The sequence below is a fragment of the Paraglaciecola chathamensis S18K6 genome, from assembly GCA_000314955.1.
In the GTDB taxonomy this organism is placed as follows: Bacteria; Pseudomonadota; Gammaproteobacteria; order Enterobacterales; family Alteromonadaceae; genus Paraglaciecola; species Paraglaciecola chathamensis.
Genome location: BAEM01000050.1, coordinates 96,185 through 117,486 on the forward strand (window position 1 = coordinate 96,185; position 21,302 = coordinate 117,486).

Annotated in this window: 20 protein-coding genes; all 20 read left to right on the forward strand. The window is 44.9% G+C overall.

Annotation, left to right across the window (positions count from 1 at the left end; all coding sequences use genetic code 11):
- Positions 1-261: 261 nt before the first annotated feature.
- Positions 262-1,194: a type IV pilus biogenesis protein PilM gene (pilM, locus tag GCHA_RS18385; RefSeq protein ID WP_007991002.1), complete on the forward strand. Its 933-nt coding sequence runs from the start codon at positions 262-264 to the stop codon at positions 1,192-1,194.
- A complete protein-coding gene (locus tag GCHA_RS18390; RefSeq protein WP_007991004.1) occupies positions 1,191-1,802 on the forward strand; it encodes a PilN domain-containing protein in 612 nt (203 codons plus the stop codon). Before pilM ends, GCHA_RS18390 begins: the two co-directional genes overlap by 4 nt.
- Positions 1,799-2,518: a type II secretion system protein M gene (locus tag GCHA_RS18395; protein ID WP_007991006.1), complete on the forward strand. Its 720-nt coding sequence runs from the start codon at positions 1,799-1,801 to the stop codon at positions 2,516-2,518. Before GCHA_RS18390 ends, GCHA_RS18395 begins: the two co-directional genes overlap by 4 nt.
- Before the next feature lies 1 nt (position 2,519).
- Complete coding sequence (locus GCHA_RS18400; protein WP_007991007.1) at positions 2,520-2,870, forward strand: hypothetical protein; 351 nt, start codon at positions 2,520-2,522, stop codon at positions 2,868-2,870.
- A complete protein-coding gene (mshL, locus tag GCHA_RS18405; RefSeq protein WP_007991008.1) occupies positions 2,860-4,515 on the forward strand; it encodes a pilus (MSHA type) biogenesis protein MshL in 1,656 nt (551 codons plus the stop codon). The genes GCHA_RS18400 and mshL overlap by 11 nt, the downstream gene beginning before the upstream one ends.
- 4 nt (positions 4,516-4,519) lie before the next feature.
- Positions 4,520-5,428 carry an ExeA family protein gene (locus GCHA_RS18410; protein ID WP_007991009.1) on the forward strand — a complete coding sequence of 303 codons (909 nt, stop codon included), beginning with the start codon at positions 4,520-4,522 and terminating at the stop codon, positions 5,426-5,428.
- Positions 5,425-6,549 (forward strand): tetratricopeptide repeat protein, encoded by a 1,125-nt coding sequence (locus GCHA_RS18415; RefSeq protein ID WP_007991010.1) that lies wholly within the window; start codon positions 5,425-5,427, stop codon positions 6,547-6,549. Before GCHA_RS18410 ends, GCHA_RS18415 begins: the two co-directional genes overlap by 4 nt.
- Complete coding sequence (locus tag GCHA_RS18420; protein WP_007991011.1) at positions 6,546-8,423, forward strand: GspE/PulE family protein; 1,878 nt, start codon at positions 6,546-6,548, stop codon at positions 8,421-8,423. Before GCHA_RS18415 ends, GCHA_RS18420 begins: the two co-directional genes overlap by 4 nt.
- Positions 8,416-9,633, forward strand: a complete 1,218-nt coding sequence (locus GCHA_RS18425; protein ID WP_007991012.1) for a type II secretion system F family protein — start codon at positions 8,416-8,418, stop codon at positions 9,631-9,633. The genes GCHA_RS18420 and GCHA_RS18425 overlap by 8 nt, the downstream gene beginning before the upstream one ends.
- 3 nt (positions 9,634-9,636) lie before the next feature.
- A complete protein-coding gene (locus GCHA_RS18430; RefSeq protein WP_007991014.1) occupies positions 9,637-10,149 on the forward strand; it encodes a hypothetical protein in 513 nt (170 codons plus the stop codon).
- Between the two features lie 18 nt (positions 10,150-10,167).
- Positions 10,168-10,806, forward strand: coding sequence for a type II secretion system protein (locus GCHA_RS18435; RefSeq protein WP_007991016.1), 639 nt, complete (start codon positions 10,168-10,170; stop codon positions 10,804-10,806).
- A gap of 103 nt (positions 10,807-10,909) precedes the next feature.
- Positions 10,910-11,470, forward strand: a complete 561-nt coding sequence (locus GCHA_RS18440) for a prepilin-type N-terminal cleavage/methylation domain-containing protein (protein ID WP_007991018.1) — start codon at positions 10,910-10,912, stop codon at positions 11,468-11,470.
- Between the two features lie 83 nt (positions 11,471-11,553).
- Complete coding sequence (locus GCHA_RS18445) at positions 11,554-12,120, forward strand: prepilin-type N-terminal cleavage/methylation domain-containing protein (protein ID WP_007991020.1); 567 nt, start codon at positions 11,554-11,556, stop codon at positions 12,118-12,120.
- Positions 12,110-12,679 (forward strand): type IV pilus modification PilV family protein, encoded by a 570-nt coding sequence (locus tag GCHA_RS18450; protein WP_007991022.1) that lies wholly within the window; start codon positions 12,110-12,112, stop codon positions 12,677-12,679. The genes GCHA_RS18445 and GCHA_RS18450 overlap by 11 nt, the downstream gene beginning before the upstream one ends.
- Positions 12,679-13,521: a PilW family protein gene (locus GCHA_RS18455; protein ID WP_007991024.1), complete on the forward strand. Its 843-nt coding sequence runs from the start codon at positions 12,679-12,681 to the stop codon at positions 13,519-13,521. Before GCHA_RS18450 ends, GCHA_RS18455 begins: the two co-directional genes overlap by 1 nt.
- Entirely contained in the window at positions 13,511-13,951 is a 441-nt protein-coding gene (locus GCHA_RS18460; RefSeq protein WP_039992792.1) for a pilus assembly PilX family protein, read from the forward strand. Before GCHA_RS18455 ends, GCHA_RS18460 begins: the two co-directional genes overlap by 11 nt.
- Positions 13,952-14,084: 133 nt before the next feature.
- Positions 14,085-18,593, forward strand: coding sequence for a DUF6701 domain-containing protein (locus GCHA_RS18465; RefSeq protein WP_007991028.1), 4,509 nt, complete (start codon positions 14,085-14,087; stop codon positions 18,591-18,593).
- 264 nt (positions 18,594-18,857) lie between these two features.
- Complete coding sequence (locus GCHA_RS18470; protein WP_006992360.1) at positions 18,858-19,901, forward strand: rod shape-determining protein; 1,044 nt, start codon at positions 18,858-18,860, stop codon at positions 19,899-19,901.
- A gap of 50 nt (positions 19,902-19,951) precedes the next feature.
- Positions 19,952-20,812 (forward strand): rod shape-determining protein MreC, encoded by an 861-nt coding sequence (mreC, locus tag GCHA_RS18475; protein WP_007991030.1) that lies wholly within the window; start codon positions 19,952-19,954, stop codon positions 20,810-20,812.
- Positions 20,809-21,285: a rod shape-determining protein MreD gene (gene mreD, locus GCHA_RS18480; RefSeq protein WP_007991031.1), complete on the forward strand. Its 477-nt coding sequence runs from the start codon at positions 20,809-20,811 to the stop codon at positions 21,283-21,285. The genes mreC and mreD overlap by 4 nt, the downstream gene beginning before the upstream one ends.
- Positions 21,286-21,302 lie beyond the last annotated feature (17 nt).

Below are 21,302 nucleotides of genomic sequence, written 5' to 3' on the forward strand. Positions count from 1 at the left end.
GTGATGTAGAGCGTTTTCGGGTGCTTTTATTACCTTCCAAGGGGGCCTGCGGGCCCCTTTTTTTTAGCCAATCGTCTAATTGTACTAAATTCGCAATGTCGCTATTGTCGCCTATACTGATGCAAAATTAATCTGTAAAACCTTAAGTTAACTTATTGGTATCGCTAATAAATCGAGATTCAAAAGGGATTTATATTGCTGGTGCTTTATTTCAAAGTTTGCTGTAATGGCGAAGTAATGTAACAAGATATGAACTGAAAAATGCGAATTAGCTGGCGCGAGTTTATTAAGCAGTACTTTAGCAAGCCATCAAAATTTCACTCGATTGGGATTGAAATGGGTGATGCTGAGTTGCACCTAAATGTTATCCAAAAAAAATCTGGGTCCTACCAGTGGGTAAAGCAGCATAGTCTCCCTATGCAAGATTGGGTTAAACACTTACAAGAATATGTCACCCAGAACAACTTGGCGCGCACACCTTGCCATGTTGCGTTAGGGCTAAATAAGTATCAGTTATTTCAAATCGATAGGCCGGAAGTAGAAGAGCAAGAAGTCGCTCAAGCTATTCAGTGGCAGGTCAAAGAGCAGCTCACCAGTACTGATGAGCACGTTTTTGATTATTATGATCATCCCGCTGCGATTGGCGGTAAAGAAAAAGTCAATGTGGTTGCTATCTCGCGCCCTCAAGTTACCTCAATAATTAAAGGCATTTCACAAGCCGACTTAAAGTTAAGCACTATTACCATAGAAGAGTTGGCCACGTCAGAGCTTTTAGCTGCAAGTGACGATGCTGTTTTAAGCTTGTTTCAAGAAAAAGGCGGGCAAATTAATTTAAATATCCTTAAACAGGGTAAGTTGTTTTTCTCACGTCGCTTGAAAGGCTATGAAAACCTGGCGAGCTTTTCATTAGAAGAGTTTCAAATGGGCATGGGGGACACTCTGAGTGTCGAAATTCAGCGCTCAATGGATTACTTCGAAAGCCAATTGCGACAAGCACCAGTGCGTCACATTGTGGTTCACCTGAATACGCCTATTCAAGCGCAGTTAGCGGAGTTGATTAAAGAGCTGACGTTTATGCCAGTCTCTATTATGGACTTGCCGTTAACGCCTAACGAGCCAAGCCCGACAGTCAGTTTAGCCAGCTTGGGGGCTGCGCTTACAGACATTGAAATTAATAGTGAGGCAGGCCAATGAAGTCTCGTATTAACCTGTATTTACCAGAATTACACCCAAAACTTGAAGTGCTTACGCTGTCATTCGTGATCGCAATTTGGGCAATCTTGTTGATAGTTTTTGGGGCAGTCTATTACTTCAATCATAGTCATGGTCAAAGTGTTGAGCAGGAATTAAGCGCTATACAAACACAAAAAAATCAGCTTGAAGATCAGCTCGTCATATTGAATGAAACGTTAGCAGGGCGCACCAAAGACCCAGTGTTATTGGCCGCTATTGAAAGTAAGCAATTAGAAGTGAGCTTGAAACAAAGGGTCATTGATGAGTTGTCTGGGCAGGAACAGTTCAAATCCCACGGATTTGCAGGACTAATGACAGGGCTGGCTGAACACCATTTAGATGGACTGTGGTTAACTCGCATTCACTTGGATGAAAACCAAGTGATGTTAGAGGGCGCAGCAACTGACTCATCGCTTATACCTAAGTGGATGACCAGCCTGAGTTTAACCCCGCGTTTGAAGGGGCAGGAGTTCTCAACCACTAAGCTTTATCGTGACCCAAATCAGCAGCTGATGTTTACTTTAGACACTAAAAAGTCAGTGCAAGCAGAAGTAAAGGAACAGCCATGAATCAAGCCGCTACCAACCAAGGATTAAAAGAAAGGTATAACACGCTTTTCGTGCAGTTTTTAAAGATCACGCAACGCGAGAAGCTACTTATTTTGTTCAGCGGTGTGGTTATCATTATCCTGCTTGGTTATTTGCTTTTCATCGAGCCTGTGAATGAAAGCACAACTCGAAATGAACAAACTATTTCATCTTTGCAAAATCAGCTAAACAGTTTGCAAGCGCAAATCGAAGTTGCCGAGTATGCGCTTGGTAACGATCCGAATGATTTGCTGGTTGAATCTTTAGATAAGCTCACTGATAAAAGCCAAGATTTAGATCTGTATTTGCAACAAGAGACCGTCAATTTAGTACCGCCGACACAAATGCCTCTCTTATTAGAAAACATGCTAGCCGGTAGCCAAGGGGTAACCTTGGTGTCTATGCAGTCAATTGCGCCAACGCCTGTACTGAGTTCACAGACAAAGAAAGTTGATGCGGAGTCTGACGCTGAAAGCAATGACACTGTGGTAGACGAAATCAACCTTTATCGCCATGGGGTATTGTTGTCATTAAGAGGGAGTTACTTTGATATTCAACATTATCTTACGCGCATTGAAGGCCTCAAATGGCAGTTTTACTGGAAGCGTTTTAATTACGTTGTGACTGGGTACCCAGAGGCTTTGGTTGAAGTGGAATTGTATACCTTGAGTACCAGTAAGGCGTTTATAGGTGTTTGATATGAATAATAAAATCAGCTTTTTTCTGCGTGTTTTATTGGTTTTTCCAGTGTCCGTTGCTTCTGCTTATGGTCAGGTATTGGTCGATCCTACTCGTCCTTATGATGCAGTACCTAGTACTTCAGTTAATGGCGAATTGGCCGATAAATTAATCCTCAATGCCATATTCATTAATGGCATGCACAAGCACGCGATTATCAACGGTATGAGTGTTAAAGAAGGGCAAGACATAGCAGGGAAAACCCTCGTATCAATTAGCAAAAGTCGAGTTGTATTGCACGGCGATAAAGGCCCGCAAGAACTTTTTGTCAATCACTCTCAATTTATAAAAGATGCAAATGATGGATTTTAAGCGTATTACTTTAACTGGCTTCTTGCTGGTATTAGTTGCCTGTCAGGCGAAGCATGACACAAAGCATTATGAGAAATCATTAGACGACGCAATTGCTGACACAAAACAAACGACTGATACGAAAAAGACGGGGGTTCCAGCTTTACCTGATGCTGTTCATCAAACCTTGATGCCAAAATCGGAACAAGCTGATAAGGCCCTTTTCGGTGAACCTAAATTTGATATTAATGCTCAGCAAATAGACGCGGTAAGCTTCTTTTCTGGCATCGTAGAAGACACCCCTTTTAGTGTGGCTATTCATCCTTCTGTGTCAGGCTTGATTTCCCTTAACTTAAAGCAAGTTACCCTAGAGCAGATTTTTGACATTGTGACTGAAATTTACGGTTACGACATACAGCGCAGACAAAACATTTATCGTATTTATCCCACAGGGATGCGCACAGAAACGTTTGCGGTAAATTACCTACTTATGAAACGAGATGGGGCGACACAAACCAGTATTACCTCAGGTGGTGTGTCGCAAGCTCAAGGTGGTAACAGTAGTTCGGGCAGTTCACAAAACAATTTCAGTGGAAACTCTTCGTCTGGCAGCGGAAGTTCAAATAATTTGAGCTCGGGAAGTAACAGCAACGGCACTAGTATATCAACCAGCACGGAAACAGATTTCTGGAAAGACTTATTGGCCTCTTTGCAAGTTATGATTGGCAAGGAAGAAGGCCGTAGTGTGATGGTTATGCCACAGGCTGGTTTAGTGACAGTGCGCGCTATGCCCAATGAAATACGTTCAGTAAAAGAGTTTCTTGCCACGTCAGAAGAGCATGTTCAGCGTCAGGTTATCCTAGAGGCGCGCATTTTAGAGGTGTCTTTAAGTGATGGTTATCAGCAAGGTATTAACTGGTCAGAAATATTGGCAAACAGTGGCAGTACAGACTTTCAATTTTCGACTACATCAGGCAGCCTAGGGGATGCCATTTCGGCCACGTTGGGCGGTGTAACAAGTTTATCCTTTGTAAATAAAGACTTCAGCGGTGTGCTTAACTTGCTGCAAACGCAAGGCAATGTGCAGGTTTTATCTAGCCCTAGAGTGACGGCAATAAACAATCAAAAAGCGGTCATAAAAGTGGGTGATGATGAATACTTTGTAACGGACGTCTCTAGTGAGAGCACAGTAACCGCAGCAACGGCTTCGACCACGCCTAATATTGAACTGACGCCATTCTTTTCTGGGATCGCCCTTGATGTTACCCCACAAATAGATGCCCAAGGCGGGGTATTGTTGCATGTTCATCCTTCGGTGATAGAAACCGAAGAGCAAGAAAAGGTGGTGACCTTAAATGAAGAGCAATTTGTACTGCCCTTAGCAGCTAGCAATATTCGTGAATCAGACACCATCATTCATGCGCGATCAGGGGAGATAGTGGTTATCGGCGGGTTGATGCAATCAATCATCTCTGAAACTGAATCTAAAACGCCTTTGTTAGGTGATATCCCTCTGCTGGGGAACTTGTTTAAGAACCGTCAGGAAAGTGAAATCAAAAAGGAATTGGTTATTTTGCTGCGTCCTACTGTGGTCAGTGCTGACACATGGCGACAGCAGTTAATCCGCAGCCGCAATCAAATGGCTGACTGGCTACACGTGGAATAAGCTTATGTATTTATACCACTACGGTATAAAGGAGTTGCCTTTTACCCTGACCCCAAACACCAGCTACTTCTTTGGCTTGCCCAGCCATAAGGAAGCAATAGCGGTACTGTTGACTGCCATTAAAACCGGTGAGGGGTTTATTAAAGTCACGGGTGAGGTAGGTACGGGAAAAACGTTAATTTGTCGTAAGTTACTGAACGAATTGCCTGACCATTTTGTGGCTGCATATATTCCCAACCCGTATTTAACACCGAGCGAGTTACGGCGTTCGGTTGCTGCTGAGCTTAATGTCACGCTCAGTGAGCATGCAGATCAGCAAGAGTTTACTCAGCGCATACAGCGTCGTTTAATTGAAATAAATCAACAAAATCGAGGCGTGGTGCTGATCATTGACGAGGCACAAGCCCTTCCCGTAGAAAGTATTGAAGCGTTACGATTAATCACTAACCTAGAGACAGAATCGCGTAAGTTACTGCAAGTCGTGCTGTTCGGTCAGCCTGAGCTTGACGATAAACTCGCTCTACCGGAGCTGCGCCAACTGAAACAGCGAGTGACATTCTCTTATGCATTAAAACTAATGGATGCTGACCAGTTATTCCAATATGTGCGTCATCGCATGTCAGTTGCGGGTTATCGAGGAGGCGATATTTTTTCAAGCCGAGCTTGCAAAATACTGTTTAAAGCTAGCAAAGGTACACCACGTATTGTCAATGTATTGTGTCACAAGGCGCTGATGTTAGCTTACGGCGAAGGGAAGCAACAGGTGGAAACAAGGCACGTTAAGCTGGCCATAGCAGATACCGAAGCGGCCTATAAAAATAGCTTTGGTCTAGCTAAATCGCTACTAGGATTAATGCTTATCGCGGGTGTTGGTCTGGCTATGTATATGGCATTTCAGAGGTATGGCATATGAGTGTGGTCAATAAAATGCTACAAGATCTTGAGGCAAGACAGAGTGCATCAGAAACCGCAAGCGCTGACTATCAGCCACCTAAACGTAACGTGGCTAAATTTGCATGGATAGTGCTCTTGTTATTGACTGTTGCTCTTATCGTACTAGGGGGATATTACTGGTCAATACTGGATAGCGACACCTCAAACCAAGGCGCTAACACACCTGCTGTGAATGCATTATTAGAGGATGAAGCGGCTGATGCCGTTCAAGTTGAAAAACCGACCGCCGATGCCCTAGCGGATGACTCAACTCGCCAAAAAGTGGTGTGGATTGAACCGGACACCTCAGCGCCCACTTCGGCTGTAGCAGAAACAACGAATACGCAAAATGTCTCATCTGAGAGACAGACCCCGCAAACTCAGAATACAAATGCTAAACCTGACATTACAGCCGAGTTGGCTAGTACTGAGCCAGAAGCCGCAAGCGTAGCGAGTGTCAAGCAAACTGACTCAGGCAATAGCGCGCAGCCCAAAGCCGTATTTAGCAAGCAAACGAACCAAACTCGCTACTCCGAAGCTGGATTAAAACAAACAATCAATCAGGCACTACGTGACGGTAAAACCTTAATCGCGATTAGTGGATTACAAAAGCTGCTAAGCACTGACCCTAATAATGTGCGTATTCGTAAAAAACTAGCCTCTCTTCTGTTTGCAGAAAATCGTCTGCAGGAAGCGCAAGCACTGCTCACAGAGGGAGTGGCCTCTGCGCCTGAGCAACATGATTTGCGTTTGATGCTGGCGAGATTGTTTGCTCAGCAAGACAACCCAGCCAAAGCGTTAAGCTTATTGTTAGAAGTGTCTCCGTCAATGGTGTTGCACAGTGATTACTATGCTTATCGTGGTGCCCTGGCCCAGCAGATGGAAAACTATGCGCAAGCGCAGCAAGATTATCAAAAATTGGTTAATGCTGAACCTCAGCAAGCCAAGTGGTGGTTAGGGCTAGGTATCGCCCAGGATAGTTCAGGCGACAAGACGCAAGCCTTAGTAAGTTACCAAAAAGCAGACAATGAACAGCAGTTAACGCCGCAAGTTATTACGTTTGTGCGACAACGTTTGAATGATTTAGTTGGAATAGAATGAAGCCAAGAACCAAAATTCGCTTAGGGGATCTCCTCGTTCAAGAAGGAATCATCAGTGAAGAACAGCTGATGCAAACCCTTTCGGCTCAAAAGCAGAGCGGCCGAAAACTGGGGCATATGCTGATAGAGTTGGGCTTCGTATCGGAAAACCAGTTACTGACTTTTTTGTCTCAGCATTTAGGGGTTCCCCTAGTTGATGTAACGCAATACCAAGTATCGGTAGAAGCGGTATTACTGCTACCCGAGGTGCAGGCCCGTCGTTACCGCGCATTGGTACTTGACGATAAAGGTGATCATTTACTGGTGGGCATGAGTGACCCGGCCGACTTAGCCGCTATTGATATTTTATCCGGTGTGTTACCTAAGCCGGTTAAAGTGGCTGTGGTAAGTGACGCGCAATTATTTCAAGCCTACGATCGGTTTTATCGTAGAACTGAAGATATTGCTTCTTTTGCCCAAGAATTGGCAGAAGAATATCAAGACGATGAAGAATTTGATTTTGATACCGGGGTGGATGACGAGCAAGACACCGCCGTGGCTCGCTTATTACAATCCATTTTTGAGGATGCTTTGCAAACCAAAGCATCAGATATACACATAGAGCCTGACAACGAATTGCTGCGTATTCGTCTGCGGGTTGATGGTGTGCTGCAAGAAAATGTCATAAAAGAAAAGAATATTGCCTCGGCCTTAGTCCTTCGTTTAAAGCTGATGTCTGGACTAGATATTTCAGAGAAGCGCTTACCGCAAGATGGTCGCACAAACATGCGCATTAAGGGCCACTCAATCGATGTACGGGTTTCAACCATGCCGGTGCAAAATGGTGAGTCAGTGGTTATGCGACTACTTGACCAATCAGCCGGTGTGCTGTCACTTGACCAAACGGGTATGCCGGGGCCTTTGCTTAAGCGTTTCCGAGTCCTACTGAAGCGTCCTCACGGGATGATCCTTGTTACAGGCCCTACCGGCTCAGGTAAAACAACCACATTGTACGGGGCATTAAGTGAGCTTAATCAGCCTTCCGCCAAAATCATTACCGTTGAAGATCCCGTGGAATATCGCTTACCTCGGATCAACCAAGTACAAACCAATAGTAAGATTGGTCTGAACTTCTCCAACGTACTGCGCACCACCTTACGGCAAGATCCCGACATTATCATGGTCGGGGAAATGCGTGACCAAGAAACCGCTGAAATAGGTCTTCGAGGCGCATTAACCGGTCACTTAGTGTTATCCACTTTACACACAAATGACGCTATCAGCAGTGCTGTGCGTTTACTCGATATGGGCGCCCCAGGTTATTTGGTTGCCAGCTCATTACGGGCTGTTATTGCACAACGATTGGTGCGAAAAGTCTGCGAAAGCTGCAGCGAGCCACATCAGCCATCACCTGAGGAAGGGCTGTGGTTAAAAAATATCGACCCTCAAGTGGCCAATGTCACGTTTAGGCGCGGTAGAGGCTGTCAAACATGTAATAACACTGGTTATCGTGGTCGTGTGGGTGTGTTTGAGTTGCTCGAAATGACCGAAAGCATGATGAATGCATTGAAATCCAATGACTCTATTCAATTCGGTCAAGCGGCCCAGCATAGCCCTGGCTTTGTCCCTTTAGCGAAAGTGGCATTAACCTACGCGAAAATGGGGATCACCACGGTTGAAGAAGTACTGAAATTGATAGAAATGGTGGCTGATGAGCAAAAAGAAGCCCCAGAATCCGAAGCGCTAGTAGAGCAAATTGATGCTGGCAGCGTAGAAACAAACGTCGACTCTACAGATACATTTGAATCCAAAGAAGATAAACCTGCCCCTTCAAGTGATGGATTTGCTTTCGAATTAGAGCCAAAAGACGATAGTTCGGATAACGGCCATGGCTAATTTTACCTATAAGGCGAGAAATGCCAGCGGTGAGCTAACCGCAGGTAATATAGAAGCGAATGACGCCTCAAGTGTGGCGCAAATATTACTTGGCCGACAATTTACCCCTATCGAAATAAAAGAGGCTAAAGGAGCTACTGCGGCCTCTTTGAATGTGTCTTTGTTTACACCGAAAATTAAACTCGAAGATTTGGTTATTTTTTCTCGTCAAATGTACTCACTCACAAAATCAGGCATTCCCATAATTCGTTCGGTTAAGGGCTTAGCTGAAACATCTAGTAGCGAGCGCATGACACAGATTTTAAATGACGTGTGCGATCAGCTAGAACGCGGCCGTACCTTGTCTTCAGCACTGCATAGACACAACAAAGTGTTCGGCCAATTGTTCGTTAGTATTGTACACGTAGGGGAAAACACCGGTCGACTAGACGAGGCATTTTTGCAGCTGTCGGATTATATGGAGCGCGAGCAAGAAACGCGCAAACAAATTAAAGCGGCTACCCGATACCCCACATTCGTTATCTTAGCCGTTGTGGCTGCGCTTGTGATCATGAACATATTCGTGATCCCTGTATTCGCCAATATGTTTACCAGCTTTGGTGCTGAGTTGCCCCTGATGACGCGTATATTGCTCGCTACTTCGGATTTTTTCATTACTAAATGGCCTTACATGCTGGTGGGTATAGTGTTAGCTATCTACTTGGTGTCGCGTTATATCAATACTGCGAAGGGGCGCTTTAATTGGGACAAAGCCAAACTACGCTTGCCAATTGTCGGCGGAATTTTTGAACGTACGTTATTAAGTCGCTTTGCGCGGAGCTTTTCTATGATGCTGCGTTCTGGCGTACCTTTAACTGCGGCGCTTAACTTAGTCTCTGACGCTGTGAGCAATGCTTTTATGGCCGACAAAATAGTTAAGATGCGCAAAAACATTGAAAAAGGTGAGAGCCTGTCTCGAGTGGCTAACTCAAGTAAAATGTTCACCCCATTGGTACTACAAATGATTAATGTCGGCGAAGAAACTGGCAGGGTGGATGAATTGCTTGGAGAAGCTGCTGAGTTTTACGAACGTGAAGTAGATTATGACCTAAAAAGTCTAACCTCAAAAATAGAACCCCTGCTTATCATGGTGGTGGCAGCTATGGTTCTGGTACTAGCGCTGGGTATCTTCACCCCAATGTGGAACATGATGGGGGCGATACAGGGTTAATTTATGCGTAGAAATGAAGCCAGTGACGAACGTGAACGCTCCCTCTTTAGTAATTTAGTGGTCGTGGTTGTGTTTACCTCACTCATATTAGGCTTTATCGTTTATTTCAATGACAGCAGTCCGAGTATTCGCAAAGTGGCTTTGCAAACCTTAGTGGAGCAGTTCACCAAGAGTACATTGAATGCCCATTGGCAATGGCAAAATGAAGGAAGGCCGAGTAGTATTTTACTCGTGAACTATGATGCACAGGGAAACGAAACCGGCCGCCACCCACTTAATATGAGTCATTTAGGCTGGCCTAGGCTAGCGCCAACAAGTAAAGGCTGCGCTGACTTATGGCGCGATGTGCTGAACAAAGATTTAGAAGTAGAAGGATTTAAAATGTACGCCGAGTTTTATGATGGGGTGCAGATTAGTGATAATGCTCTGGCATCGATTTGCCGATACAGATTATCAACAGGGCCTTATTTTGAATATAAAGTGTATACGGGACAGGTTTCCAAAATCATAAGTTAACCGAATGGGTAGAGAAAGATGATGAAATTAGCTAGATCACAAAGCCACGCCTTTCCAACAAAGCGCGCTCAACGCCAACAAGGTTTTACCTTAATCGAATTGGTCATCGTTGTGGTTATTTTAGGTCTGTTAGCCGCCACTGCTTTACCGCGCTTACTGGATGTGACCGAAGAAGCGGAAGATGCAACAGTTGAAGGGGTTGCAGGTGGTTTTGCAACAGGCGTGGGTTTGGTGCGAGCTCAATGGGAAATTGAAGGGCGGCCGAAAGAAAATTTTGCCACAAATTTAAGTTTTGTGACGATGGATAATATTCGGATTGGCGTTGATCAGGACACTGGATACCCGACAGGACAGCTTGATACAGATAGCAGTACCGAAGATACGCAAATAAGTCTGCTAGATTGTGAAAGTATTTTTAACTTAATCATGCAAAGCGCGCCAACTATCTCTTCTAATTGGAACAATCGCCCGTTTGATGAACACCGCTATTTTACTCGTCAGAGCGAGGGAAATGGCTCTGGGGGAAATGATCTTTGTTATTACTATTTAACCCAGACTATAAAAAACGATACCAATGAGCCCGTTGACAATACCGCAGGTAATGGCTTTATATACGATCCAAGAATCGGGCAAGTAATTGTTTTTAGTAATAATTAGTCAATAATTTGACACGCTACCATTTGCTAATAGCTGAGGCTAAAAGCAGCTGGTATAACTTTATACAGTTTAAAACTGCTATCTAGCAAATTGGAGTAACATCATGCAAAACAGTAAACAACAGGGTGGTTTTACCCTTATTGAATTAATCATTGTTATCGTTATTTTGGGTATTTTGGCGGTAACTGCAGCGCCTAAATTTTTAGATATTCAAGGTGATGCCCGAGCATCTGTTGTAAAAGGGATGGAAGGTGCAATGCAGTCAGCCAGCGACATTATTCATGCTAAATCTCTACTTGATGGGACAAATGCATCAGCAGCAGCAACCCTAGCCCTGAAAAACGGTGATAACGTGCAAACTGATTTCGGATATGCTCGTCACGATTGGGATCTTGCTTGGATCAATATGCTTGACGCAAATATTGAAGTATTAACCAGTGGAGCTTGTACTTCTGAATTTTGTGTTGATGAATCTCAAAATATAGATGCGGATCTTACTGCAGATGGCTTCACGACCTTACCAGCCCATAGTACTGTGGCGCTAATCGTTTATCCAAACGGTACAACGAATGCTGGGGCTTGTTATGCCTACTACATTCATAATGAAGCAGCTACAGCTGAAGGTGAAGAACCAACGATCGGCAGCATTACCACTGGCTGTTAAGCTGGTTAAGCCGGAAGAGTGTTAGTGATTGGCCAATTTTAGTTTGGCTTTTCTTTTCCGGCTTCCTGTTTGGAGTAAAATGAATGAATACGTTGGGCGGCAAAAACACATTCCCCGTGAATGCTGTGCAACGTGGTTTCACCCTTATTGAGCTAATAGTGGTGATCCTTATTATTGGTATTCTGGCTGTATCCGCTGCGAGTCGCTTTGATAGTACGGGCTATGCTGAATACAGCTATCAATCACGTTTATTATCAGCGTTACGCGCGATGCAACAACGCGCGATGCAAGACACGCGAAACGGTTATTGTTTCCAAATAAATTTCAATACATCGAATCCGGCTTTTGGCCCACCAACCCTTAGTTATCGTAATAACACCCAAGCTGAACGTACTGCGACTTGTGCAACCAGTATTAATTACACCACACCTGATTTTCTGCGAACCAGCGCTGGTGAAATCGCCGCTGATGGTATTAGCATGACGACGCTAGATACAGGAAATGGCGCATTCAATCTTATGGCATTTGATAGTCTTGGTCGCCCTTCAACCAATGTTGGAAGTTGCCAGACTGAGTGTCGTATTACCTTTCAAGGAAGTCAGTCGCCGGCTATCTGCGTCGAAAGTGAAGGGTACATTCATGAATGTTAACAGACTAACCGTGCAGTTAAAGGAAAATGCCGGATTTACCTTAATTGAACTGGTGATCGGTATGCTGGTGTTTGCAATCGCCATGACCTTTTTCGTCAGCATGATCGTTCCTCAAGCAACACGTAGTATTGATCCCATATTTCAAGTGAGAGCGACAGAGCTAGGCCAATCCTTACTTAATGAAATTAGCGGTAAGTCCTTTGATGAGAACTCAAGTCGTAATAGTAGCGAGCGTTGCGGTGAATCATCAGCACCGGCGTGTACATTACCTGGCGCGCTAGGGCCTGACGGGGAAGGCCGTGGTGCATACAACGATGTAGATGATTTTAATGGTTTAGATGAGCGTGACGGAAACATACTCAGCGCCACGGGTGGCACCATGAGCATTAATGGACGCAACCTATACCAAGGCTTTCGAGCTACTGTGTCGGTTTTTTATGACGCCGATTTAAATGGCATAAATGACAACGCAGTAGGGCTTGCAAAGCTTATCACTGTGAGCGTAACGACCCCGAACAACGAAGACATAGTATTTTCGACCTACAGGTATAACTACTGATGGGTAAACATGTGACGTTGCACCAACAAAAAGGTTTTACCCTGGTTGAGCTTATCACTGTCATTATTGTTTTAGGGGTGGTGTCTATCGGTGTAACTAGCTTTATTCGCTCTGGGGTGCAGATATTTAATGATGTAAGTGAGCGTGATGAGCTTCTTAGCCAAAGCCGTTTTGTGCTAGAACGTTTAAACCGGGAATTACGCAGTGCAGTGCCTAATAGTGCTCGTGTCGCCGAAGCTAATGGTAGCCAATGTATCGAATTTGTTCCTACCGCGTGGGCGACGTATTACACGCGTTTGCCAATCGTGCCTTCCACAGAGCGTACGGTAAATACTGTCGAGCTAGGTGATATCAACAGCCAATTTTCATTGGCTAGTGGTGACATGGCCGTTGTTTACCCCACGGACAGTGATGATGTATTTGATGTTGGTCGGCAAAAGCGGCGTTCTATTTTATCTTGTACAGACAGCGGAGACGGGAACTGTGGTAGCAATGACAGCCCAGAGCATTTAGCGACCTTAACAGTCGATGGTGCTTTTGCGGATATCTCCCCGGCATCTAGACTATATATAGTGCGAAATGCAGTGAGTTACTGCGTTCGTGGTGGAAGTATGTTTAGACACCAAACGTCTATCGGCCAAACACAAACCGTCTTTGGCGCAGGCGGAACGCTAATGGCAGAAAACATCATTAACGATCTGTCAGTTTCTGCGCAACTCCCATTTACCATACAAAACGCCACGTTGAATCGAAATAGCCTCATTCAGATCCTGCTCGCCTTTGAGCTTAACGATGAAACCATTAACCTTAGCAGTGATATCCATGTGCCCAATGTCCCGTAAGCTGCATCCTATGGCGCAATTCCACTACTGCAAGAAACAGCGCGGTAGTATGTTAGTTATTGCTTTATTTATCATTATTGTGCTGGCTATATTAGCCTCAACAATGCTGACAATGTTCGCCGCATCGGCCGATAGCGTCGTCAGCGAAGTGTATGGTCAGCGGGCGTTAAACGCAGCGCGTAGCGGTGTAGAGCAGGCAGTTAGCGGTGCATTTCCGCTTTCTGGCGCGAGCAACTGCCCTGCTAATTACAATTTCACTTTTACCAATACACCTGGCTTAGGCAATTGCAGCTACACAAGTGCTTGCGATGTTGTGTCTGTGGATGACAGTGGGGATTTGTACCAGTATTTTCGTATTACTGCCCAAGGCTCCTGTATCGCAGGCGACACAGTGGTGAGTCGTAACGTATCTGTTGAAGGGATACAATAAAGATGTACTTAGGTATGAAATGTAATCCGTTATCCGTGTGTCAGTGGACTAGGCTTAAAAGATGAAAAGTCCGCTTTTATCTGTCATTTTTCTCACTGTTTTCCTATTTCCAGTTTCCGCGCTGGCAAATTCTATGTGCACAGATTTACTTAGTGAAGAAGCCGTCGGTGATATCACCGACTCAGGCGGTGAAAATCGAAATTACGCCAATCTTGAAAATTGTGGGTTTTTAATTCGTCCCGAAACTAGTGGCAATATAGTGCTTTCTTTTACCGATTTTCAATATGAAAGTGGGTATGACACTTTGACTGTATACGATGGTTCTGACGCTAGTGCGCCTCAATTAGGAAGGTTTACTGGGAGCGATTTACCTGATTCAATTACCTCTACTTCTGGCGCTATGTTTATTGTGCATAACACAGATCAATCGATCGTGGGGAGAGGCTTTTCTGCTACTTGGCGACAAATAACCAGAAACAGTTGTAACGCAGAAACTTTCACTATTGGTGATCATTTTCCCCAAGCTAGTTATGGCAATAGTACTGGTGCCCGAAATTGGACATCAAACTGGCGTGAAGCGAACGAAAATGATGGTGTTTCTCAAGGCGTATTACGCGTGGCCAACACACTATGCACGAATGGCAACTGCATGCGGTTGGGGATCATTTCTAGCTCAGGCCCTCGTAGTTACTCCGGTCGTTTCTTGTATCGAACGCTGGATTTATCTGATGCGGTTAGCGCTCAGCTGACGTTCAATTATCGCACCGGCTATATTACAGGTAGCTCCACTGTACGTTTGGGTATTTCCACTAATGGCGGGCAGTCTTGGCACAATCTAAAGAACTACAGCGTCTCTTCGACGCAAACCTCGGCTAACTCTGAAAGTTTTGATATATCAAATTATGTTGGCAGTAACGTGGCCATTGGCTTCGAAGTAAGCGGTTCGAATTCTGTTGCCGGTTTTTATATGGACGACCTTGAAGTCACGGCCACAGAAGAAGAAATATGTGATGGGCCACCACTGGCCTTTTATCAGTTTGAGCAAGCCAGTTGGTCTGGCAATGGCAGCATAACGGATTCGTCTTCTTCAAGTTATGACGGTTCACCTGTAGGGGATATTTTTCCTCAGTATCCCAGTGAGCAAAAATCTTGTCAGGTCATGAGTGTGCCTAACAATACCCGCTCAGATGTGAGCTCTGCGATTGACACTGGACTGCGCGTTGATAATGAAATTGGTAAAAAAGGCACAATTTCCTTTTGGTATCGCAGTAATCAGTCATGGCAAAACGGTACTCGGCGACAGCTTTTTGATGCGTCCACTTGGTTGGGCAGTAATGGTGACTCACGCTTTTTCTATTTGAGCTTAGGTTCAGGAAATTTAGACTTTGGTTTAGAAGACAGCACTGACGCTGATGGGGCATTACGGGTGTCTGGCCTGAGTTTCGCGGCGCAAGAATGGGTGCATGTCGCTGTGAGTTATGATTACAGTAAAGATAGTGCGGCAATTTTTATTAATGGTCGACAACGGGCACAAACTAACAATTTAGGCCTAAATGGGCAGGCTCCGGTTTTCGATACATTGTATGTGGGCGATAATCGCAGCCGCTATAAAATTCTCAATATGACTGAAAACTCAGCGAATGGAGAATTTGATGACTTACGTATTTATGACTACAGCCAAAGTAGCGATCAGGTCAACACCGACCTGAATAATGTTTCTCCCTGTCAAGTGGAACCTTATACTGTGTATGAGTTTGAGCAAGCTGAATTTGACGGCATTCAAAGTATCTTAGACAGTACCGATAACGCACGACATGCTTCGCCCGTCGGGAATATAGCGTCCGTTTTGTCTACCGAACAGATTTCTTGTCGCTTTACGGATATCCCTTTCAATAACTCTGCCAATAGCATTAACGCTATCAATACGGGTATCGCTCCTGATGACATGGGCTCTGCTGGAACGATTTCATTTTGGTATCGCAGTAACGAAGCGTGGTCTAGTGGCACGAGTCGTCAGTTATTTGATGCTTCTACAAATATAGGAAATACCAACTCTAAGTATTTTTATCTTAGCTTACGTTCCTCGGGTTTGTATTTCGGGCTTGAGGATCTTAACGACAGTGATGCGGAAGTGGTTGCAAGTGGGCTAAATTTTGCGGCACAGCAATGGGTGCATATCGCTGTTAGTTATGATTATGCCGCCAAAACTGCGGTTATTTATGTCAACGGGCGAGAAGCAGGGCGTTCCAATAGCCTAAATTTGAACAGCGGTATTGCTCAGTTCAATAGCTTGTACATAGGCGACAATCGCACTACTTATATTGTAACTAATATGAGTCGTAATTCAGCAAACGGTCAATTTGATAACGTTCGCTTAAACGCGTTCGTGCAAAACAGTAGCCAAATTAATACCGACATGGGGCGTGTGAGTACCTGTCAGGCGATAAGTCATTATCAAATTGAACATGACGGGCAGGGCTTAACCTGTGAAGCTGAAACCGTCACAATCAAAGCATGCGCCAATGAAAGCTGTAGCGAGTTATATACAGAGCAAAGCGCTTTGAGTATTACCCCAGGCACTTGGGGGGCAGGTGACCCATTGGTGTTTACTGGCTCCCTCGAAAATACGCCTCTTAGCGTACTTGACCCAAGTACCTTTAATTTTGGTAAATCATCTGCCGCTCCTGATGTGCCGCTGCGTTGCGTCAATACTGGCTCTGGAGCGCAAGATTGTAGTATGACATTTGTAGACGCGGGTTTTGAGTTTGTCGGTACTGATGTGGCTGACAAGTTTTTACCAGACCAATTAGCAGAACTTAATTTTAGTGGTGCTAATTTAAGAGCTGTGCAAAATACCAATGGTGTCTGCCAAGCATTGCTGCAGGGACAGCAAGAAATTACGCTTGGAGTCAACTGTACCTCGCCAAACCGCTGCGAAACTAACTTTAGCGGTATTGATACCAGTACAAACCCTAGTGGTGAGTCCACGGGTAGCGTTAGGCTAACCTTTGATGCTAATGGCATTGCATCTTTAGATACACTTAGCTATGCCGATGCTGGGCGCGTGGGACTGCGGGCAGAAGCACAAATAAACGGTGTAACTATTACCTCTGGCACAACGAGTGTGGATGTTGTTCCTGCTCATCTGCAGTTATCTGTGGCACCGACAGCATTGGTGTACACAGACAATAACTTTAGCGTTTACCCCTCTGTCGTCGACCCAGACGTGTACCCCGCCGGAGAAGAGTTTACCTTTACGATTACCGCTTATGGCGCTGTAGGGGATAGTCCTTTAGCGAATTATCAACCGGGGCAATTGCAAATAGCCGCAGAGCGAATGCTACCATACGAAGCAGCAGGTGCAGATGGCACATTTATCTACGGCGACGCTGCAGGTGTTTTAGCGAGTCTAACAAAACAGTTTTCTAATACGCCAACGCTGAGCTTTGTGGGCGGGCGATACGATTACCAAGCCAATTACAGCGAAGTGGGCGTCATTCGTCTTGACGTGCAAGACGTTAACTACTTACCAGATAACAATAACCCGATTGACGCGATTAACACTGACAGCACGCTTATCTTAGGGGAATTTACCCCAGCATACTTTGATGTGCAGATTTTAACTGCGCCAGAGCTTGTAAATCAGTGCGGTAATTTTAGTTATATGGGGCAGCAGGTGACGTTTTCGCCGTCTACCCAAGTTGAGCTGGTGGCAATGAATGCCCAGGGGAACGTGACTAAAAATTATATCAACGGATACTGGCGATATGGCCCTGACACAACGGCTGGCGTGGCAATTGATGATGCGTCAATTCATGCTACATCAAGCCCGGTCGTTACCCGCATTACAAGTGAAGCACCTGCATTGATCACCGAGCCAACAGCTTTTAATGGTATCACTTTAGTTGAAGTGCCAGACGCAACATTTGCATATCAAAAAGTGGCTACGGATTTTACTGCTTATCCTTTGCTAGAGCCTTTCGCGGCAGCGGTGGATATGCGCTTTCTGGCTACATTTTTAACAGCCGATAACAATGTGTGTTATCAAAGCGATTATCCTATATCGGGATGTGAAGATTTTAGCATTAGCGATGAAACTGGCAGCAATATCACAGGTACAAACGTGAATGTGCGTCACGGACGACTATCCCTTGAACCAAATTTTGGACCTGAAACAGATTTTCTGGTTACCCCTGTTCGCGCTGAGCATTATCTCAATGGTCGCTGGCAACTCAACCAAGAAGACAATTGTACACCTATCGATTTAACTGAAAGTGCAGGGCAAATAGTGTTGAGCGCTCAAGGAGGAAATGACATAACCGGACAAATTGATCCCACCGTCAGTAGCGGCACCTTGATTGCAGGAGAAATTTTAGGAAATAGCAACTTTACGCTTACAGGCAGTGCATCAGGCAATGGCCCTGGCGTCGCGGGTGCAGTCGGGGTGACTTTAGATCCAAGCGCAGGTAACCCAGCTTGGGCGCAATACATGAACTTTGATTGGAACAATGATGGTTATATCTGTTCTGACCTAACGCTCTGCCCCGGGGCTAGCAGTATCGATGGTCCATCTTCTATTTTGACTTTCGGCCTGTATCGAGGAAACGACCGAATTATTCACTGGCGAGAAGTGTTTAATTAACGCTCAAATATATTGTCATTTTAATTATATAGCGCTGGGCACTTTCTGTTAAATGTATGGTCTGAGTGAGATCATATTTCCATCACGAAACATCTGCTTTTGTTCTTTTTTGAGGTCTTGATAAAATTTTGTTAGTGAAACCTGAATTAATATAAGGATTCTACATTTTTTATCACGTCAAATGAGGTGTTTACTTGCCCAAGACGAGGGGCATTGGTAAAGTTAGCGGATTATCTCTCATATCAAACAGGTTGCGGTTTTTCAATGTTCAAAAAGCTTCGAGGAATGTTTTCCAACGACTTATCTATTGACCTCGGTACAGCAAATACGCTTATCTATATAAAGGATCAGGGAATTGTACTAAATGAGCCTTCCGTTGTTGCCATTCGGCAAGAGCGCGCAGGTGGTCCTAAAAGTGTGGCGGCTGTCGGTGGTGAAGCAAAGCGGATGTTGGGGCGTACTCCTGGCAACATTAAAGCTATACGGCCCATGAAAGACGGTGTTATTGCTGACTTTTATGTGACTGAAAAAATGCTTCAGCACTTTATCAAACAAGTACACGACAACAATTTTCTTCGCCCTAGTCCTCGTGTATTAGTCTGCGTACCTTGTGGTTCAACTCAGGTCGAGCGCCGTGCTATTCGAGAATCAGCATTAGGCGCAGGCGCTCGTGAGGTTTACCTTATTGATGAGCCTATGGCGGCAGCGATTGGCGCAGGTTTGCCAGTATCAGAAGCAACGGGCTCTATGGTGGTCGATATCGGTGGTGGTACCACTGAAGTCGCAATTATCTCGTTAAACGGTATCGTTTATTCTTCATCGGTTCGTATTGGTGGTGATAAATTCGATGAAGCCATTATCAGCTATATTCGTCGTAATTTTGGTTCGCTTATTGGTGAAGCAACGGCTGAACGTATTAAGCATGAAATTGGTGCTGCTTATCCTGGTGAAGAAGTTAAAGAAATTGAAGTGCGTGGTCGCAATTTAGCCGAAGGCGTACCTCGTGGATTCACGCTTAATAGCAACGAAATCCTAGAAGCCCTACAGGAGCCTTTAAGCGGTATTGTATCAGCGGTAATGGTTGCCCTTGAGCAATCACCACCTGAACTGGCCTCTGATATTTCAGAACGCGGTATGGTGTTAACCGGTGGTGGAGCTTTATTAAAAGATTTAGATCGCTTACTCATGGAAGAAACGGGCATTCCAGTGGTGATTGCTGATGATCCTTTAACGTGTGTTGCACGAGGTGGTGGTAAAGCATTCGAGATGATCGATTTGCACGGTGGCGATTTATTTAGCTACGAGTAACCCCTAGTAAAGGATATTAAAAAGCGGCGGTAGCCGCTTTTACATTTCATATGAACTCGATTTTTCTGCGTGGTCCGTCGTTACACATTAAACTGGTTTTTGCCCTAGCGCTGTCAGTGGGTTTAATCGTGTTCGATCACGTATTCGACGGTTTTGCTACGACCCGCGTTTACTTTAATTCTGTAGTAAGCCCCATTCAATATTTAGCCAATCTGCCTAGCGAAATGCTCAATGCCAGTGCGAGTCGTTTGGTGTCGCATCAGCAACTACTCGAAGAAAATGCTGAGCTACAACACAATGCCGTGGTGCTTAATGGCAAATTACAGCGTTTTGTTTTGCTGCAAGAAGAAAACGATCGTCTACGACGACTTTTGAATACGCCTGTGCGAGGCGATATTCGCAAAGAAGTGGCCGAGTTAATGGCGGTAGACAACAACCCGTATAGCCATCAAATCGTGATTGACCGCGGCGCGATTCAAGGCGTGTATGAAGGCCAACCTGTTATCGATGATAAAGGAATTGTTGGGCAAATTATGCAAGTTGGTTCGACCAACAGTCGGGTATTGCTGATTTCAGATGTGACCCATGCTATCCCGGTGCGCGTGGCGCGAAACAACATACGTATGATCGTGTCTGGCTCAGGGAGCTTGAATGATTTAATCATCCAGCATGTTCCTCACAGCGCGGATGTGAAGGAGGGCGATTTGCTGCTTTCCTCAGGGTTGGGCAACGTTTTCCCCGAGGGATATCCAGTCGCCAGAATTACTTCTATTGTGCGTGATGAAGGTCGTCCTTTTGCCCAAATCAATGCTGAACCAGTGGCATTATTAGACAGGCTAAAGTATTTGCTTTTGTTATGGCCAAATAATCTGGTGGGGCCTGAGCAAACTGTTCCGGAAGCAGAACAATGAAACTAAGAAACAATACTATCGGTCTGAGTATTATAGTGGCCTTGGTGCTACAAATTATGCCGATGCCCAGCATAGTTGAACAGTACCGCCCAGACTGGGTCTTTTTGGTGCTCGGCTATTGGGCACTTGCGTTGCCCGAACGCGTTAATGTTGGGGTCGCCTTTATTGTCGGTTTAGTACTCGACTTATTGCTAGGCACCAGTATAGGTGTGCACAGTTTTGCTATGAGTTTAAGCGTATTTGTGCTGGCGGCTAATTATCAGCGCTTGCGAAATTATTCCGTTTGGCAGCAAGCCATCGTGATCGGCATTTTGTGCGCGTTATACAATTTAGTGGTCTTTTGGTTAATGCACTTATTAACTGACATCTACTTTATGCTTACATACATGTGGCCCGTAATTACCTCTATGGTAATTTGGCCATGGATATTTTGGTTATTACGTCGGGTTCGTCGTCAGTTTCGTTTGAGCTGAGCCCCACCAGACATCAA